The organism is Rhizomonospora bruguierae (assembly GCF_018397995.1).
In the GTDB taxonomy this organism is placed as follows: Bacteria; Actinomycetota; Actinomycetes; order Mycobacteriales; family Micromonosporaceae; genus Rhizomonospora; species Rhizomonospora bruguierae.
Genome location: NZ_BBQH01000032.1, coordinates 35,955 through 51,415 on the forward strand (window position 1 = coordinate 35,955; position 15,461 = coordinate 51,415).

14 protein-coding genes are annotated in these 15,461 nt (G+C 72.5%); 6 read left to right on the forward strand and 8 right to left on the reverse strand.

Annotation, left to right across the window (positions count from 1 at the left end; translation table 11 throughout):
- Nucleotides 1-80 precede the first annotated feature (80 nt).
- Nucleotides 81-1,301: a radical SAM family heme chaperone HemW gene (hemW, locus tag KJS59_RS17845; protein WP_213454046.1), complete on the reverse strand. Its 1,221-nt coding sequence runs from the start codon at nt 1,299-1,301 to the stop codon at nt 81-83.
- Between the two features lie 18 nt (nt 1,302-1,319).
- Between hemW and KJS59_RS17850 the strand changes: the two genes are divergently transcribed.
- The 3 genes from KJS59_RS17850 (at nt 1,320) to KJS59_RS17860 (ending at nt 4,215) form a co-directional block, all read left to right on the forward strand.
- Nucleotides 1,320-2,084, forward strand: coding sequence for an enoyl-CoA hydratase-related protein (locus KJS59_RS17850; RefSeq protein WP_213454047.1), 765 nt, complete (start codon nt 1,320-1,322; stop codon nt 2,082-2,084).
- Nucleotides 2,085-2,154: 70 nt separating this feature from the next.
- Nucleotides 2,155-3,018, forward strand: coding sequence for a hypothetical protein (locus KJS59_RS17855; RefSeq protein ID WP_456316013.1), 864 nt, complete (start codon nt 2,155-2,157; stop codon nt 3,016-3,018).
- A 285-nt stretch (nt 3,019-3,303) separates the two neighbouring features.
- Nucleotides 3,304-4,215 carry a phytanoyl-CoA dioxygenase family protein gene (locus tag KJS59_RS17860; protein ID WP_213454049.1) on the forward strand — a complete coding sequence of 304 codons (912 nt, stop codon included), beginning with the start codon at nt 3,304-3,306 and terminating at the stop codon, nt 4,213-4,215.
- Between the two features lie 36 nt (nt 4,216-4,251).
- Here the strand turns inward: KJS59_RS17860 and KJS59_RS17865 are convergent, their stop codons facing one another.
- From KJS59_RS17865 to lepA, 6 genes are all read right to left on the reverse strand, one after another.
- On the reverse strand, nt 4,252-5,097 hold the full coding sequence (locus KJS59_RS17865) for a carbohydrate ABC transporter permease (RefSeq protein WP_249714359.1): 846 nt from the start codon (nt 5,095-5,097) through the stop codon (nt 4,252-4,254).
- A gap of 46 nt (nt 5,098-5,143) precedes the next feature.
- Nucleotides 5,144-6,019, reverse strand: coding sequence for a carbohydrate ABC transporter permease (locus KJS59_RS17870; RefSeq protein ID WP_249714361.1), 876 nt, complete (start codon nt 6,017-6,019; stop codon nt 5,144-5,146).
- Nucleotides 6,020-6,091: 72 nt separating this feature from the next.
- Nucleotides 6,092-7,375, reverse strand: coding sequence for an extracellular solute-binding protein (locus KJS59_RS17875; protein WP_249714363.1), 1,284 nt, complete (start codon nt 7,373-7,375; stop codon nt 6,092-6,094).
- A gap of 187 nt (nt 7,376-7,562) precedes the next feature.
- Nucleotides 7,563-7,838 (reverse strand): GlsB/YeaQ/YmgE family stress response membrane protein, encoded by a 276-nt coding sequence (locus KJS59_RS17880; protein ID WP_213454050.1) that lies wholly within the window; start codon nt 7,836-7,838, stop codon nt 7,563-7,565.
- Nucleotides 7,839-7,911: 73 nt separating this feature from the next.
- Nucleotides 7,912-8,409 carry an NUDIX domain-containing protein gene (locus KJS59_RS17885; protein WP_213454051.1) on the reverse strand — a complete coding sequence of 166 codons (498 nt, stop codon included), beginning with the start codon at nt 8,407-8,409 and terminating at the stop codon, nt 7,912-7,914.
- The gene (gene lepA, locus KJS59_RS17890) at nt 8,406-10,259 is read right to left on the reverse strand and encodes a translation elongation factor 4 (protein WP_213454052.1); all 1,854 of its coding nucleotides are present in this window, start codon (nt 10,257-10,259) and stop codon (nt 8,406-8,408) included. Before lepA ends, KJS59_RS17885 begins: the two co-directional genes overlap by 4 nt.
- A gap of 206 nt (nt 10,260-10,465) precedes the next feature.
- Between lepA and KJS59_RS17895 the strand changes: the two genes are divergently transcribed.
- The 3 genes from KJS59_RS17895 (at nt 10,466) to KJS59_RS17905 (ending at nt 13,419) form a co-directional block, all read left to right on the forward strand.
- Nucleotides 10,466-12,295, forward strand: a complete 1,830-nt coding sequence (locus KJS59_RS17895; RefSeq protein WP_213454053.1) for a S9 family peptidase — start codon at nt 10,466-10,468, stop codon at nt 12,293-12,295.
- A 95-nt stretch (nt 12,296-12,390) separates the two neighbouring features.
- The gene (gene rpsT / locus KJS59_RS17900) at nt 12,391-12,657 is read left to right on the forward strand and encodes a 30S ribosomal protein S20 (protein WP_213454054.1); all 267 of its coding nucleotides are present in this window, start codon (nt 12,391-12,393) and stop codon (nt 12,655-12,657) included.
- 228 nt (nt 12,658-12,885) lie between these two features.
- Complete coding sequence (locus KJS59_RS17905; protein WP_213454055.1) at nt 12,886-13,419, forward strand: GNAT family N-acetyltransferase; 534 nt, start codon at nt 12,886-12,888, stop codon at nt 13,417-13,419.
- A gap of 26 nt (nt 13,420-13,445) precedes the next feature.
- On the opposite strand, the gene KJS59_RS32280 is transcribed toward KJS59_RS17905, so the two are convergent.
- Nucleotides 13,446-15,461 (reverse strand): hypothetical protein (locus KJS59_RS32280; RefSeq protein WP_213454056.1); only part of this gene is annotated, 2,016 nt, incomplete at its 5' end.

The following is a 15,461-nucleotide window of genomic DNA, read 5'->3' on the forward strand; positions in this document are numbered from 1 at the left end:
TCCCCGGGCCCGCGGGCCGCCTCCTGAGCGTGGGCCGCCTTCCCGGGCTGCGGGTCACCCGCGCAGAGCGGGTCGCCTGTTTAGAGCAGGTCGCGGACGACCGCGTCGGCGAGCAGCCGGCCGCGCAGCGTCAGCACCGCCCGGCCGGCGGCGAACGCGTCGCCGGCCAGCAGGCCGTCGGCCCGGGCGCGGGCGGCAGCCGCCCGCCCCGCCGGGTTCAGCACGCCCAGCGGCAGCCCCTCGGCCAGCCGCAGCCGGAGCATGACCTCCTCCATGTGCCGCTCGCCCGCGGTGAGGATCTCCCGCGCGTGCCCCGGCGACTCGCCACCGGCCAGCCGCGCCGCGTAGGCGCGCGGGTGGCGCACGTTCCACCAGCGGACCCCGCCCACGTGGCTGTGCGCGCCCGGGCCGAGGCCCCACCAGTCACCGCCGGTCCAGTAGAGCAGGTTGTGCCGGCAGCGGTCCGCCCCGGAGCGGGCCCAGTTCGACACCTCGTACCAGCTCAGCCCCGCCGCCGTCAGCGCCGCCTCGGCCGCGAGGTACCGGTCGGCGGCCACGTCGTCCGACGGCTGGGGGATCTCGCCCCGCCGGACCCGCGCCGCCAGCCGCGTCCCCTCCTCCACGATCAGGGCGTACGCGCTGACGTGGTCCACGCCCGCGGCCAGCACCGCGGCCAGCGACGCGGCGAAGTCCTCGGCGCGCTCGCCCGGCGTCCCGTAGATCAGGTCGAGGTTCACGTGGTCGAAGCCCGCGTCCCGGGCCTCCAGCGCGGCGGCGACCGCCCGGCCGGGCGTGTGCCGGCGGTCCAGCAGCGCCAGCACGTGCGGGGCCGCCGACTGCATGCCCAGCGACACCCGGGTGTACCCGGCGGAGCGCAGCGCCTTGAGCGAGGCGATCGACACCGACTCGGGGTTGGCCTCGGTGGTGACCTCGGCGTCCGGCGCCAGGCCCCAGGCGTCGTCGATCGCGGCGAGCAGCCGGGCCAGGTCGTCGGGGGGCAGCAGGGTGGGCGTCCCGCCGCCGACGAAGACCGTCTCCACCCGGGGCGGCGGGTTCCCGGCGAGCACCCGGGTCGCCAGCCGCACCTCGGCCAGCACCGCCTCCACGTAGCCGGCCTGCGCCTCCCCGCCGCCCAACTCGCCGGCCGTGTACGTGTTGAAGTCGCAGTACCCGCAGCGGCTGGCGCAGAAGGGCACGTGCAGGTACACGCCGAAGCCCCGGCCACCGGTGGTGGTCAGGGCGGACGCGGGCAGCGAGCCGTCGCGGGGTACGGGCTCGCCCTCGGGGGGCAGACCTGGCACGCCCTCTAGTCTGCCGGCATGACCAGTCCCACTCTCACCACGGCCACCGCCGCCGGCGTGGCGACGCTCACGCTCAACCGGCCGGAGCGGCGCAACGCCCTGTCCCTCGCCCTGATCGAGGAGGTGGCGGACGCGCTCGCCGCGGCCGCCGGCGACGACGCGGTACGGGTGATCGTGCTGTCCCACGCCGGCTCCGTCTTCTGCTCGGGGGTGGACCTCGCCGAGACCGCCGCGCAGGGTCGGACGCTCCCGGCCGACCGGCTCGGTGGCCTGCTGGCCGCCGTGTGGGAGTGCCCGAAGCCGGTGGTCGCCCGGATCGGCGGTCTGGCCCGCGCCGGTGGCCTCGGCCTGATCGCCGCCGCCGACCTCGCCGTGTGCGCCGAGGACGCCACGTTCGCGTTCTCCGAGGTGCGGCTGGGCGTCATCCCCGCGGTCATCTCCAGCACCGTGCTGCGCCGGGTCGCGCCCCGGGCGGCCGCCGAGCTGTACCTGACCGGCGAGGTCTTCGACGGTCGCCGGGCGGCCGAGATCGGGCTGGTCACGGCCGCCGTGCCGGCCGGGGAGGTGGACGCGGCCGTGGACCGGTACTGCGCGGCCCTGGCACGCGGCGGGCCGAAGGCGCTCGCCGGCACCAAGGACCTACTGCGCCGCCGACCCGCCGATACTGTCCGTGACGACGCGGCGGTATTGACCTCCCTGTCGAGCGGGTACTTCCGCTCCGTGGAGGGGCGCGAAGGGGTGGCCGCGTTCCGCGAGCGGCGGGACCCGTCCTGGATTCCGTGACGCCCGAATCGTGGCCGGTGAGGCGCTGTGAACGCCGTTGGGCGGGCGGTACATTGGTTGACCAAATCTGGTGGGGGTGACGGTGCGTAAGGGTGTGGTCGGTGGGGTCGCCGCGCTGGCCGCCGTGGCGGCGCTGGGCGTCTGGGCCGGCAGGACCTGGGTGAGCGACCTGCCCCTCCCGCGGACCCCGTCGTGCACCGTGCGGGCCGGCGGCCAGGTGACCCTGGACGTCACGCAGATGGCCAACGCGGCCACGATCACCGCGATCGGGGTCCGCGACGGCATGCCCGAGCGGGCGGTGGTGATCGCGCTGGCCACCGCGTACCAGGAGTCGCGGCTGGAGAACCTGCGCCACGGCGACCGCGACTCGCTCGGCCTGTTCCAGCAGCGGCCCAGCAAGGGCTGGGGCACCCCGGAGCAGATCAACGATCCCCGGTACTCGGCCGCGACGTTCTACGCCGCCCTGAAGAAGGTCAAGGGCTGGGAGAAGATGCGGGTCACCGACGCGGCCCAGCGGGTGCAGCGCTCGGCCTACCCGGAGGCGTACGAGCGCTGGGCCGACCAGTCGGTGGTGCTGGCCGAGGCGCTGCTCGGCAAGGCCACCGGCGCGGTCGCCTGCGAGTTGGGCAACACCCCGAAGGTGCGCGGCGGCGCGGCGGCGCGCGCGGTCGCCGAGGCCCTGCGACTCGACTGGGGCGACCTGCCCGCGGTGGCCCAGCCGGACGCGCTGGGCCTGAGCGTCGGCGCGCCCGACGCGCGGGCGGGCTGGCAGTACGCGCACTGGCTGGTCGCGCACGCCGAGGACCACGGGGTGCGCCGGGTCCGCTTCGGCACCCTCCAGTGGACCGCCGGCAAGGGCGTCTGGAACACGGCGAAGGACTCGGAGGCCGCCGGTGACGGGTCGGTTCTGGCCGAGGTCTACGCCGATGCGTGACGGGCCGTGCACGTTGTCCCGTTAACCCGCAGTGATCGCACAAACCGGCATACCTCCCCATTCCCGGCGCCGGACGGCCGCCGTCCGCGCGGATCGTCACCGTTCGCGCCCGTCGCCTGACCGGCCGTGAAAGATCGAATCCGCCGCCGTGAAGTTCCGAGGATGATCCCGTCAAGGCGCCATCGTGATCGCGGATGGACGAGCGTCTCGCGTTACGATCGCTGCTGGCGTGCCCTCCGAGGGCTTCGCTACACCACGTACGAGGCCCGTTCAAAGGGGAGGAAGATGACCGCCACCGCCGACCAAGGCGCCCTCACCGGCTACGAGCCGATCGGCGAAGTCGAGCGCAAGGAATTCCACGAGCAGGGGTTCCTGCTGCTGCGCAACGTCCTCACCGACGACCACCGCGCCCGCCTGGAAGAGGCGGTCGACCGGGTCTACGCGGAGGAGATCGCGGCCGGCAGGGGCACCAAGGACGGCACCGTCCACCTGCTCGGCTTCCTGACCCGCGACGAGCTGTTCGGCGAGCTGCTGACCCACCCGACCACGTTCCCGTACCTGTGGGGCCTGGCCGGCTGGAACATCTACACGCACCACAACCACCTGGACGTGACGCCGCCCGCGCTGGAGCCGGAGAAGCCCTACTGGGGCTGGCACCAGGACGGGTACCGGCAGAACTCGGACCCGGAGACGATGGACCCGAACCTCCCGCGGCCGATGTTCTCGCTGAAGGTGGCGTACGTGCTGTCGGACCTGTCCACCACTGGCCGGGGCGCGACGAAGGTGATCCCGGGCAGCCACCTGTGGAACTCGCTGGACCGGCCGAAGGACCTGACCGTCCAGAACCCGGACCCGGAGGGCACGGTGGAGATCACCGCCAACCCGGGCGACGCGTTCGTCTTCGACCGGCGGCTGTGGCACTCGCGCTCCACGAACCTGTCGGACGTGACCCGCAAGATGCTGTTCGTCGGGTACACCTACCGCTGGATCCGCCAGTTGGACGACATGCCGGTCAACCGCGAGAGCGAGTGGTACGCCAACCGCACGCCGGTACAGCGCCAGCTGCTGGGCGAGGGCACGCACACGGCGAACTACTGGGGCATCAACTGGGACGGGTACATCGACGACGAGATCCCGCTGCGCAAGGAGCTGAAGCAGCGCGGCCTGCTGGACCGCTCCATCCCCTGGCTCCGCTGAACCCGCTGGTGACGGGCCCCCGGTACGCCGGGGGCCCTATCCTTTGACGGCCCCGGAGACCAAGCCCGACACCATCCGCCGCTGCACGACCAGGAAGAACACCATCACCGGCAGCGTGAGCAGGGTGGACGCCGCCATCACGGCGCCCCAGGCGGTGTCGTCCCGGCCGAAGAAGAACGTCATCGCCACGGGCAGCGTGTACTTCCCCTCGTCGCTGAGGAACGTGAGCGCGAAGATCAACTCGTTCCATGCCGTGATGAACGAGAAGATGCTGGTGGCGACCAGCCCCGGCGCGACCAGCGGGAGCAGCACCCGCCAGAAGGTCTGCCAGCGGCTGGCCCCGTCCATCTCGGCGGCCTCCTCCAGGTCCCGCGGGACCGCCGCCACGAAGCCGCGCAGCATCCAGACCGCGAACGGCAGCGAGAACGCCAGATACACCAGGATCAGGCTGGCCAGGGTGTCGTAGAGGCCGAGCCGGCGAATCATCAGGAACAGCGGGATGACCAGCGCCTCCAGCGGCACCATCTGCACCACCAGCAGCATGACCAGGAACGCCGTGCGGAACCGGAACCGGTAGCGGGCGACCGCGGTCGCGGCGAGCAGGGCGACCAGCGAGCCGGCGAGCACCGTGGCGACCGCGACGATCGCGCTGTTGCGGAAGAAGCTGCCGAACCCGACCCCCGGCAGCAGATCGCCGCCGAGCACGTCCCGGTAGTGCTGGAGGGTGGGGTGGTGCGGCACCGGCTGCGGCGTGGCGGAGAAGATCTCCCGGTTGGGCTTGAGCGAGGTGGAGACCATCCAGAACACCGGGAACACGGCGAACAGGGCGACCAGCACCCCGGCCGCGTTGGCCGCCGCCCGCGACCACCACCGGCGCCTCACAGCGCCTGCCTTTCGTTCGCGAGTGCGCGCCGGGCGCTCCTCCCGCTCACGCTCCCTCCTCCTGGCGCAGCACCATGCGCACGTAGACGGCGGTCACGGCGAGCAGGATCAGCGTGAGGATCACCGCGATCGCCGAGCCCAGCCCGTACTTGGGCGGCGGCGAGAAGGCCACCGCGTACGAGTAGATGGCCAGCATGTAGGTGGACCGGTCCTGGGTGCCGCCGGCGAGCACGAACTGCTGGGTGAAGACCTTGAAGTCCCAGATCGTGGAGAGCACGACGAGGATGCCGAAGACCGGGCGCAGCAGCGGGAACGTGATCTGCCAGAACGTGCGCCAGGGGCCGGCCCCGTCGACCCGGGCCGCCTCCAGCAGTTCCGCCGGGACGCTCTTGAGCCCGGCCAGGACGCTCACCGCGACGAACGGGAACGAGTGCCAGACCACCACCAGGGTCAGGATCGTGAAGAAGGTCAACGGCGAGTTGAACCAGCCGTAGCCGGTCCAGTCGGCGTGGCCGAACAGGGCCCGGGAAAGTCCGTCGGGCAGCGCGTTGAACAGCCAGGTGACCAGCCCGCTGGTGTCGTCGAACAGCCACTTCCAGACGATCGCGCCGGTGATCGCGGGGGTGGCCCAGGCGAGCAGCACGGCGCTTGCGACAACGGTCGCCATCCGCCGGCCGAGCCGGTTCAGCAGCAGCCCGACGAGCGTGCCGAGGACCATCGTGAGCAGCACGTTCGCCGCCGCGAACAGGACCGTGTTGCGCAGCACCGTCCGGAAGAACGGGTCCCCGAGGATCTCGAGGTAGTTGTCCGCGCCCGCCCACGGCCACGGCTGGTCGCCGCGTAGCTGGCGCAGGCCCAGGTCGTGCAGGGACATCCAGGCGACCTGGGCCAGCGGCCACAGCAGCAGCCCGCCGATGATCACCAGGCCGGGCAGCAGGAGCAGGTAGGGCAGCCGGCCCGCCCCGCGCCGCCGGCGTCAGCGTGGGTGGTGCCGTCATTTCTTGTTGAGGAGCTGGTCCATCTCGGTGGCCGCCTCCTTGACCGCCTGGTCCACCGTCTTCTGGCCCTTCATGACCGAGCTGTTCATGGTCTGGGTGACGCTCCGGTTCCGGCTCACCTCCACCCACTGCGGGGTGATCGGGGTCAGCCGGGTGTTCTGCATGGCGGTGGCGAACGCCGCCATGATCTTGTCGCTGGTGTACGTGCCGCCGCTGACCAGGTCGCCGTGCACGGGGAAGAACTTGAGGCTGTCCGCCCACTTCTGGTTGTTCTGCTTGTTCAGCAGGATGGTCAGGTAGTCCCAGGCGAGTTCCTGGCGCTTGCTGTCCTTCCAGATGGCGATGTCGGAGCCGCCGGCGAAGGCGGGCGCGGCGCCGCCGGCCTCGCCCGGGATCGGCACGGTGCCCCAGGACTTGTCGATGTCCGGGTTCGCCTTGAGCATCGAGGTCTGCGACCAGCTACCGGCGATGGTCATGGCCGCCGTGCCGGTGGCGAACTGCTTCTGCGCGTCCACTTCGGTCCAGGTGGCGGCGGCCGGGGGCGCGACCTTCTCGCGGGTCACCAGGCCGGTCCAGAAGTCGACCGCCTTGCGCGCGGCCGGGGTGTCGTACCCGGACTTCCAGGTGTCGCCGTCCCTGGTGGCGATCTCGCCGCCGGCGCCCCAGAGGAACGAGTAGAACGGCAGTTCCGAGTTGCCCGGCACGGCGAAGCCGTAGACGCCCTTCTTCTTCTCCTGCACGGTGCGGGCGGCGGTGACCAGTTCGGCCCAGGTCGTCGGCGGCTTGACGTCCAGTTCGCCGAACCAGTCGGCCCGGTAGTAGATGGCGCGCACCCCGGCGTACCAGGGGATGCCGTACTGCTTGCCGTCCAGTTGGGCGTTCTTGACCAGGTTCGGCAGCAGATCCTTGCCCTCGGACCAGCCGGCCAGCTTGTCGGTGAGGTCGGCGAGCGCGTCCTGCGCCGCCCAGCCCTGGGTCTCGGTGTTGCCCAGTTCGGTGATGTCCGGTCCGCCGGAGCCGCCGGCCAGCGCGGTGGCGAACTTCTTCGGCGCCTCCAGCCACGGGATGTACTGGACGTCCACCTCGGTGTCCGGGTGCTTGGTCGTGAACTCGGCCTTCACCGAGTCCAGGAAGCTGTTCTGGGCCGCACCACCCTCGCCCATCATCCACACGGTGAGCTTGCCGGTGTCCGCGCCGGCCCCGTCGCCGCCTGAGCCGCCGCCGCAGCCGGCGAGCAGGGCCAGGGCCGACGCCGCGGCCAACCACCTCAACGTCCTCACGGTTGTCTCCCTCGCCGCTCGCACGGAACTTACCTACTGCGGCGAACGATAGTAGGAAAACTTCCTTCACCGGAAGATCCCGCGACGGTATCGATACCTGACCGGCCTCCCGCCGGCCGGCTCACCCGGACAGCCTACGGGCTCCTGACCGATCGGTCAGGAGCCCGTGAAGCACCGGTTTGCGCGGTTACCGGGTGATGCTGCGCCGCCCGGCCGCGCCGGCCACCAGGGCGACGCCCACGGCGGCCAGGACGACCTGGATGAAGAACTCGATCCAGTCGAACCCGGCGGTGTCCGCGATGCCCGCGGCCCGCGCGATCACGGTGCCCAGCAGGGCCGCGCCGATACCGATCAGGATCGTCATCCACACCGGGATGTTCTGACGGCCGGGCACGACCAGGCGCCCCAGGGCGCCGATGATGAGGCCCACGATCAGGGCCGAAATTATGCCGGCGACAGTCACGATTCCTCCTCAGTCAGGGGGTGTTTCGGTGCTGCCGGCTAAGTGCCCGGGCGTCCGAGAAGCCAAACTCCCGCTACCGGACCTTGGCCGCGTCGCGCAATGCCCGATCCATCGACTCGAAGGCCATCGGCGGCGGATCCGCCAGGTCAAACCAGGCCATATCAGATACTTCGGCCGCGTTCAGAGTGATCGTCGGCTCGGCCGCGTGGCCGATAAAGTATGCGTCCAGAACCGGGAGCAGCTCATTCTGGTACTCGTAGCTGCCTATGTAGAGGCCGACCAGCTCCCCCAGTTCGACGTCAATGCCGAGTTCCTCGCGGGCCTCCCGGACGGCGGCGTCGGCCGGATGCTCCCAACCGTCGCAGAAACCGCCGGGCAGTTCCCACAACCCGGCCCGCGGCGGAATCGCGCGGCGCACGCTGAGGAACCGCCCGTCGCCGTCCAGCAGGATCAGGTTCGCCGTGGGCCGGGCATTGACGAACATCGCGTACCCGCAGTGCGGGCAGGCCGTGGGCGGCGGGCCGGCGAGCGCGCCACCGCAGCGCGGGCAGAAGCGGGCGCCGGTGGTCACTTCTTGCCGGACTTGTCGGCGGGCCCCTCCGAGGTGGACAGGGCGGCGATGAACGCCTCCTGCGGCACCTCCACCCGGCCGACCATCTTCATCCGCTTCTTGCCCTCCTTCTGCTTCTCCAGCAGCTTGCGCTTGCGGCTGATGTCGCCGCCGTAGCACTTGGCGAGCACGTCCTTGCGGATCGCCCGGATCGTCTCCCGGGCAATGATCCGGCTGCCGATGGCCGCCTGGATCGGCACCTCGAACTGCTGGCGCGGGATCAGCGCGCGCAGCTTGCCGGCGATCGACACGCCGTAGTTGTACGCCTTGTCCTTGTGCACGATCGCCGAGAACGCGTCCACCGGCTCGCCGTGCAGCAGGATGTCCACCTTGACCAGATCGGACCGCTGCTCGCCGCTGGGCTCGTAGTCCAGGCTCGCGTACCCCTTGGTGCGACTCTTGAGCTGGTCGAAGAAGTCGAAGATGATCTCCGCGAGGGGCAGCGTGTAGCGCAACTCGACCCGGTCGGTGGACAGGTAGTCCATGCCGAGCAGGGTGCCGCGGCGGCCCTGGCACAGCTCCATCACCGCACCGACGAAGTCGTTCGGGGTCAGCACGGTCGCCCGCACCACCGGCTCGTGGATCTCACCGATCTTGCCGGCCGGGAACTCGCTCGGGTTGGTGACCACGTGCTCCACGCCGTCCTCCATGATCACCCGGTACACGACGTTCGGGGCGGTGGAGATCAGGTCGAGGTTGAACTCGCGCTCCAGCCGCTCCCGGATGATCTCCAGGTGGAGCAGGCCGAGGAAGCCGCAGCGGAAGCCGAAGCCCAACGCGCCGCTCGTCTCCGGCTCGTACGACAGGGCCGCGTCGTTCAGCTTGAGCTTGTCCAGCGCGTCCCGCAGGGCCGGGTAGTCCGAGCCGTCGATCGGATACAGGCCCGAGTACACCATCGGCTTCGGATCCTTGTACCCGCCCAGCGCGTCGGCCGCTGGCCGGGCGTTGATGGTCACCGTGTCGCCGACCCGGGACTGGCGCACGTCCTTCACGCCGGTGATCAGGTAGCCCACCTCGCCCACACCCAGCGCCGGCGCCTTGACCATCTCGGGCGAGATCACACCGAGTTCCAGCAGCTCGTGCACGGCACCGGTGGACATCATCTTGATCCGGTCCCGGGCCTCGATCTTTCCGTCGATCACCCGGACATAGGTGACCACGCCCCGGTACACGTCGTAGACCGAGTCGAAGATCATCGCGCGGGCCGGCGAACCCGCCTCCCCGGTGGGCGCCGGGAACTGCCGGACGATCTCGTCCAGCAGGTGCGACACGCCCTCGCCGGTCTTGCCGGACACCCGCAGGCAGTCCTCCGGCTCGCCGCCGATCAGGCGGGCCAACTCCTCGGCGTACTTCTCCGGCTGCGCGGCCGGCAGGTCGATCTTGTTGAGCACCGGGATGACGTGCAGGTCGTTCTCTAGCGCCAGGTACAGGTTGGCGAGGGTCTGCGCCTCGATCCCCTGCGCCGCGTCGACCAGCAGCACCGCGCCCTCGCACGCGGCCAGGCTCCGGGAGACCTCGTAGGTGAAGTCCACGTGCCCGGGCGTGTCGATCATGTTGAGGACCGCGCTGTCGCCCGCGTTCGCGCCCTCCCGCACGGTCCACGGCATCCGGACCGCCTGGCTCTTGATGGTGATCCCGCGCTCGCGCTCGATGTCCATCCGGTCCAGGTACTGCGCCCGCATCTGCCGGGCGTCCACCACCTCGGTCAGCTGCAGCATCCGGTCGGCCAGCGTCGACTTGCCGTGGTCGATGTGGGCGATGATGCAGAAGTTCCGGATGCGGCCCGGATCCGTGGCACCGGGAGTGTTCACGCTCGTCCTTCGTCTCGGCGCTGCTCGGGGACGGTCCCCAGATAAATCATGGCGCCTGGGGGCGGGCGCCTGCCCTCAATGCTCCCATGCCCGCCATCGCGCTGCCCCCGGCGCCGCCCCGGACGCCGCGCCGGCGCGCGCTGCGACCCGGCGGACACCCCGGAGGGGGTGGTGGGCCCGTGCCCGGAGCGCTAACTTCGGCGGCCATGACGGGATACGCGGACTATCGACCCGACCGGCGCTTCGCCCCCACCGTGGCGATCTCGCCCGACGGCGCGCGGGTGGCTTACTCCGACAACGCCTCGGGGCAGTTCAACCTGGTGGTGCAGGACGCGTCCGAGGGCGGCGCGGCGGTGCGGCTGACCGACTACACGGAAAGCACCGTGCGCGTGTTCGCCTGGACCCCGGACGGCACCGCGCTGCTGTTCTCCGCCGACACCCACGGCGACGAGTTCCACCAGGTACGCCGGGTCCCGGCCGGCGGCGGCGAGGTGGTCACGGTGACCGACCACCCCAGGGTGCAACACCACCTCGGCGAGGTCTCCCCGGACGGCCGCTGGGTCTCCTACGGCGCCAACGACCGCGACCCGGCGCACCAGGACGTCCTCGTGCGGGACCTGACCACCGGCGAGACCCACCGCGTGTACGCCGGCGGCGGCTTCGTCTTCGCCGGCCCGTTCTCGCCGGACGGCAAGCGGATGACCGCCGTCGTCATGCGCAGCAACACCGACCAGGTGGTCTACCTGTGCGGGGTGGCGGACGGCGCCGAGCCCACCCGGATCTTCCCGCTGGACGCGGCCGCGCCGGCCAAGGTCGAGCCGGGCCCCTGGGCGGCCGACGGGAGCGGCTTCTTCCTGCTCACCGACGCCGGCCGGGACTTCGTCGGGCTGGCCCGGTACGACGTGCCGGACGGCAACCTGCACTGGGTCGAGACCCCGGAGTGGGACGTCGAGCACGTTGACCTGTCCGCGGACGGCCGGGTACTGGTCTGGTCCGTGAACGCCGGTGGCGCCTCCGAACTGCACGCCCGCGACCTCGTCACCGGCGCCGACCTGCCGGTACCGCCGCTGCCGCCGTGCCAGGCCCTGGCCGTGTCCGTCGACGCCGCCGGCCGCCGGGTGGCCGTGCTCGTCGCCACCGGCGCCAACCCGACCAACGTCGCCGTCCTCGACATCGAGGGCGCCGGCAGCGGGGGCGGCACGGTGCGCTGGGTGACCGACACGGCGCCGGTCGGTGGTGACCTGCCCCGCGTCGAGCCCACCGCCGTCTCCTACCCCACCGCCGACGGCCGGCAGATCCCCGCCTGGCTCTACCGCCCGGCCGGGGACGGCCCCTTCCCGGTGCTGCTGTCCATCCACGGTGGTCCGGAGGCGCAGGAGCGCCCCTCGTACAGCTACTCCGGCCTCTACCAGTACCTGCTCTCCCGCGGCATCGCCGTCTTCGCGCCGAACGTGCGCGGCTCCAGCGGCTACGGCCGGGCGTACCAGAGCCTCATCCACCGCGACTGGGGCGGCGCCGAACTGCTCGACTTCGCCGCCGCGGCCGACCACCTGCGCACCCTGCCCTGGGTGGACACGGCCCGCGTCGGCGTGTTCGGCGCCTCGTTCGGCGGCTTCGCCGTGCTCTCCTGCCTGAGCCGGCTCCCCGACCGCGACTGGGCCTGCGGGGTCGACATCGTCGGCCCCAGCAACCTGGTCACCCTCACCCGCTCCTGCCCGCCCACCTGGCGCGCCCAGATGGGCGTCATGATCGGGGACCCGGAGACCGAGGCCGACTTCCTGCTCTCCCGCTCCCCCGTCACCTACGCCGACGCGATCACCGCGCCGCTGTTCGTCATCCAGGGCGCGAACGACCCCCGCGTCCCGCAGGCCGAGAGCGACCAGGTGGTGGCCCGGCTGCGCGAGCGCGGCGTCGAGGTGCGCTACGACGTCTACCCGGACGAGGGGCACGGCTTCACCAAGCGGGAGAACGAGGCCCGGGCCATGGGCGACACCGCCGAGTTCCTGGTCAGGCACCTCGTTTTGGAGCGCGACTGACGGGCTGGTACCCTGGCAAATCGCGTGTGGAGGCGCTGATATCGCCGTCCCCCGCACCCGCAAATCGAACCCGAGCTTTAGGACGAGGCTGTCGCGTGGCGAACATCAAGTCCCAGATCAAGCGCAACCGGCAGAACGAGAAGGCCCGGCTGCGCAACAAGTCGGTCAAGTCGTCGCTGAAGACCGCCATCCGCAAGTTCCACGAGGCGGCCGCGGCCGGCGACGCCGAGCAGGCCGTCGCCCTCCAGCGCGCCGCCGCCCGCGCCCTCGACAAGGCCGCCAGCAAGGGCGTCATCCACGCGAACCAGGCCGCGAACCGCAAGTCCGCGATCGCCAAGAAGCTGGGGTCGCTCAGCGCCTGACCGCGGCGCGAACTCCTCGGCCACCGAGGGTTCCGCCCCGGCCCCGGACGGGTACTGCCCGGACCGTTCACGGTCCGCGCGGTACCCGTTTTTCGTTGCCCTCACCCGCCGCGCCGTTCGTTGAGCGCGCTCGGACTCGTCGCGGGCGCGCGGCGCAGCCCTGAACCGGGGCGTTGGCGAGCAACTTTCGGGTTATTGGTTCGGTATGTCGACTGTTTGGAGGCTGCCATGACGCCTGCCCGCATCGCACCCCTGGACCTGAGCGACCGGGTGACCGACGCCGTCGCCGTCATGGCCGCCGCCTTCGGTCTCAGCACCCGCGACTCCCGCGAGCGCGGCGTCATCTTCGACCGCCACGCCCAGCGCCCCGGCCTCGTCGCCTACGGCGCCTTCGACACCGGCGACCGGCTCACCGGCTTCTGCTACGGCTTCCCCGGTCAGGACGGAGGCTGGTGGGCCAACCAGATCGAACCCCACCTCGCCGCCGCCGGCCACGCCGACTGGCTGCGCGACGCGTTCGAGCTGACCGAACTGCACGTCCACCCGGACCACCAGCGCCGCGGCCTCGGCCGCACCCTGATCACCACGGTCTGCGGCGAGGCCACCGAGCCGCGCGTCCTGCTCAGCGCCAAGGCGGGCGAGACCCCCGCCCGCCACCTCTACCGCACGCTCGGCTTCGTCGACCTCACCGGCCCCTTCCGCTTCGTCGGCTTCGACACCCCGTACCGGGTGATGGGCGCCTCACTGCCGCTGCCTGGCTAGCGGGCGCTGCCGGCGTCGAGCCGCGCCTAGCCCTTCGGGTACCGGTGGGTGCTGCCGTTCTTCCCCGGCTGCCCGTGCCGCCCGGTCGCTGCGGTACGGCGCCCGGTTGGCTCGCTTGCGTTCGCGACCGCTCCGGGCCGGCGCCGGTGGGCGTCCCCCGCGGCCCCGGTCGCTCCCGGCCGGCGCCCGTGGGCGTCACCGGCACTGGTAGCCGCTCCAGGCCGGCGGCCGTGGGCGTCACCGGCGCTGGTAGCTGCTCCGGGCCGGCGGCCGTGGGCGTCGATGCCGGGCAGGCGGCGGGCGACGATCGGGCTGGCGGTATGCCCCTCCACCGCGGCCCGCACGCTCGCCGCGAACTGCCGCAGGTTCTCCTCCGGCCCTGGTTCGGGAGCGGGCGCCGCCGGCTCGGGAGCCGGCTCCGCCGTCGTATACCCGACCGGGGCGGGCGGCACGGCATCGGCCGTCCATTCGTCCTCGTCCGCCCGCGGCTCCGACGGCACCGCATGGCTCAGCGCCGGATAGCTCGGCACGGCATGGCTCGGCGGCACGGCGTGGTCGGGCGCTGAGTAGGTGGGTTCGGCGGGTGGCGGCCAGGCATGCCCTGGGCTGGCAGCGGTTTCCGCGGCGTGTCCGGCGTCGGCGGCGGGCGGCGGCTGGGCGGCGGCAGGCTGAGCGGCGGGCCAGGCGCCTGCGGCGGGCGGCTCGGCGGCGGATGGCTGGGCTGCGGGCCAAGCGTCAGCGGCGGGCGGCTCGGTGGCGGCAGGCTGGGCGCCGTGCCAAGCATCGGGTGGCTGGGCGGCGGCAGGCTGGGCACCGTGCCCGGCTTCGCCAGCAGGCGGCTGGGCGGCGGGCCAAGCATCGGCGGCGGGTGGCTGGGCGGCGGGCCAAACGTCGCCAGCGGGTGGCTGGGCGGCGGGCCAAGCGTCAGCTGCGGGCGGCTCGGCGGGGGGCCAGGCATCCGGGGCGTAGCGGTCACCGCTTGGGTCCGGCATGGCGGTCTGCCACTCGCCGGTCGCTTCACGATCAACGCCCGCAGCGCCCGGGACGTGCCAGGCGTCGGTCGGGTCGTGGTCGGTCGTTGGGTGTTGCCAGCGGTGTGCGCCACCCGACGCGTCCGCTGGCTCCGCGAACTGGGGCCATGGGGGCGCTTCGCCGCGCGGGGCGCCGGGTTGCCGGAGTTCCTCGACGCGGTGCGCCTCTGCCGGCCGAAGGGCCGCGTCGAGCGCGTGCGCATCGCCCCCGGAACCCCGAGCCTCGGAACCCCGAAGCTCGGAATCCGGGGCATCCGTGCGGTGGTGTCCCGCCGGCCAGGTGTCGCGTTCCATCCATCCGTGCCGGTCGGCGCCCCGATCGTCCGCCGGGCCGGTGCCCGGGGCGTCGTCCCGGGCGGCGCCGCGAGCGCCCGCCCAGGTGTCGCCGATCGGCCAGTTCTCGCGCGAGGTCCGCCACCGCCCGGTATCCGCGGTCTCGTGGCCGTGCGGGCCGCCGAAGCGGGTCGCGCTGGAGGCTGTCGAGTTGCCGTAGCGCTGCCCGGACGGCGGTGAGTCGTAGCGGGCGGCGGTGGTGGCGGCGCGGGCCTGGGCGAGGCCCGCCGGGGTGCCCGGGCCGGCCGCTTCCTCCGCCGACACGGCCGACACAGCCGACACAGCCGCGGCGACGGGCGCACCCGGGGCGGCCGGGGTGAGCGGCGCGGGCGGCGACCCCGCCACGACGGCCCGGCCGACCGCGGTCATCTGGCGGGACGCCGGCGCCTGGCGCCCCCGGCCGGTGGCCGGCGCGGTCCCGGCCAGCGGTCCGGCGATCAGGTCGTTGATCTTGACCATGGCGGCGACGATCGCGGGCAGCACGAGGATGCCCCACCACGGGATGACCTCGACGAGCGCCAGCAGGATGCCGACCGCCAGGGAGCCCTCGAAGTACAGGAAGCAGAGCAGCCCGCCGGGCCTGAGGTGGCGCAGGTTGAGGACCCGGGCGTAGAGCGGGCGGTGCGTGTTCCGCCGCCGCGCGAGGCCCGCACGGGAGCCGGTCCGGACGTTCACCGG

What these genes read in the sequence shown, in the direction of transcription:
- KJS59_RS17850 (WP_213454047.1), top strand. Translation starts at nt 1,320, where the DNA reads ATGACCAGTCCCACTCTCACCACGGCCACCGCCGCCGGCGTGGCGACG.
- KJS59_RS17905 (WP_213454055.1), top strand. Translation starts at nt 12,886, where the DNA reads ATGACGCCTGCCCGCATCGCACCCCTGGACCTGAGCGACCGGGTGACC.
- KJS59_RS17860 (WP_213454049.1), top strand. Translation starts at nt 3,304, where the DNA reads ATGACCGCCACCGCCGACCAAGGCGCCCTCACCGGCTACGAGCCGATC.
- KJS59_RS17895 (WP_213454053.1), top strand. Translation starts at nt 10,466, where the DNA reads ATGACGGGATACGCGGACTATCGACCCGACCGGCGCTTCGCCCCCACC.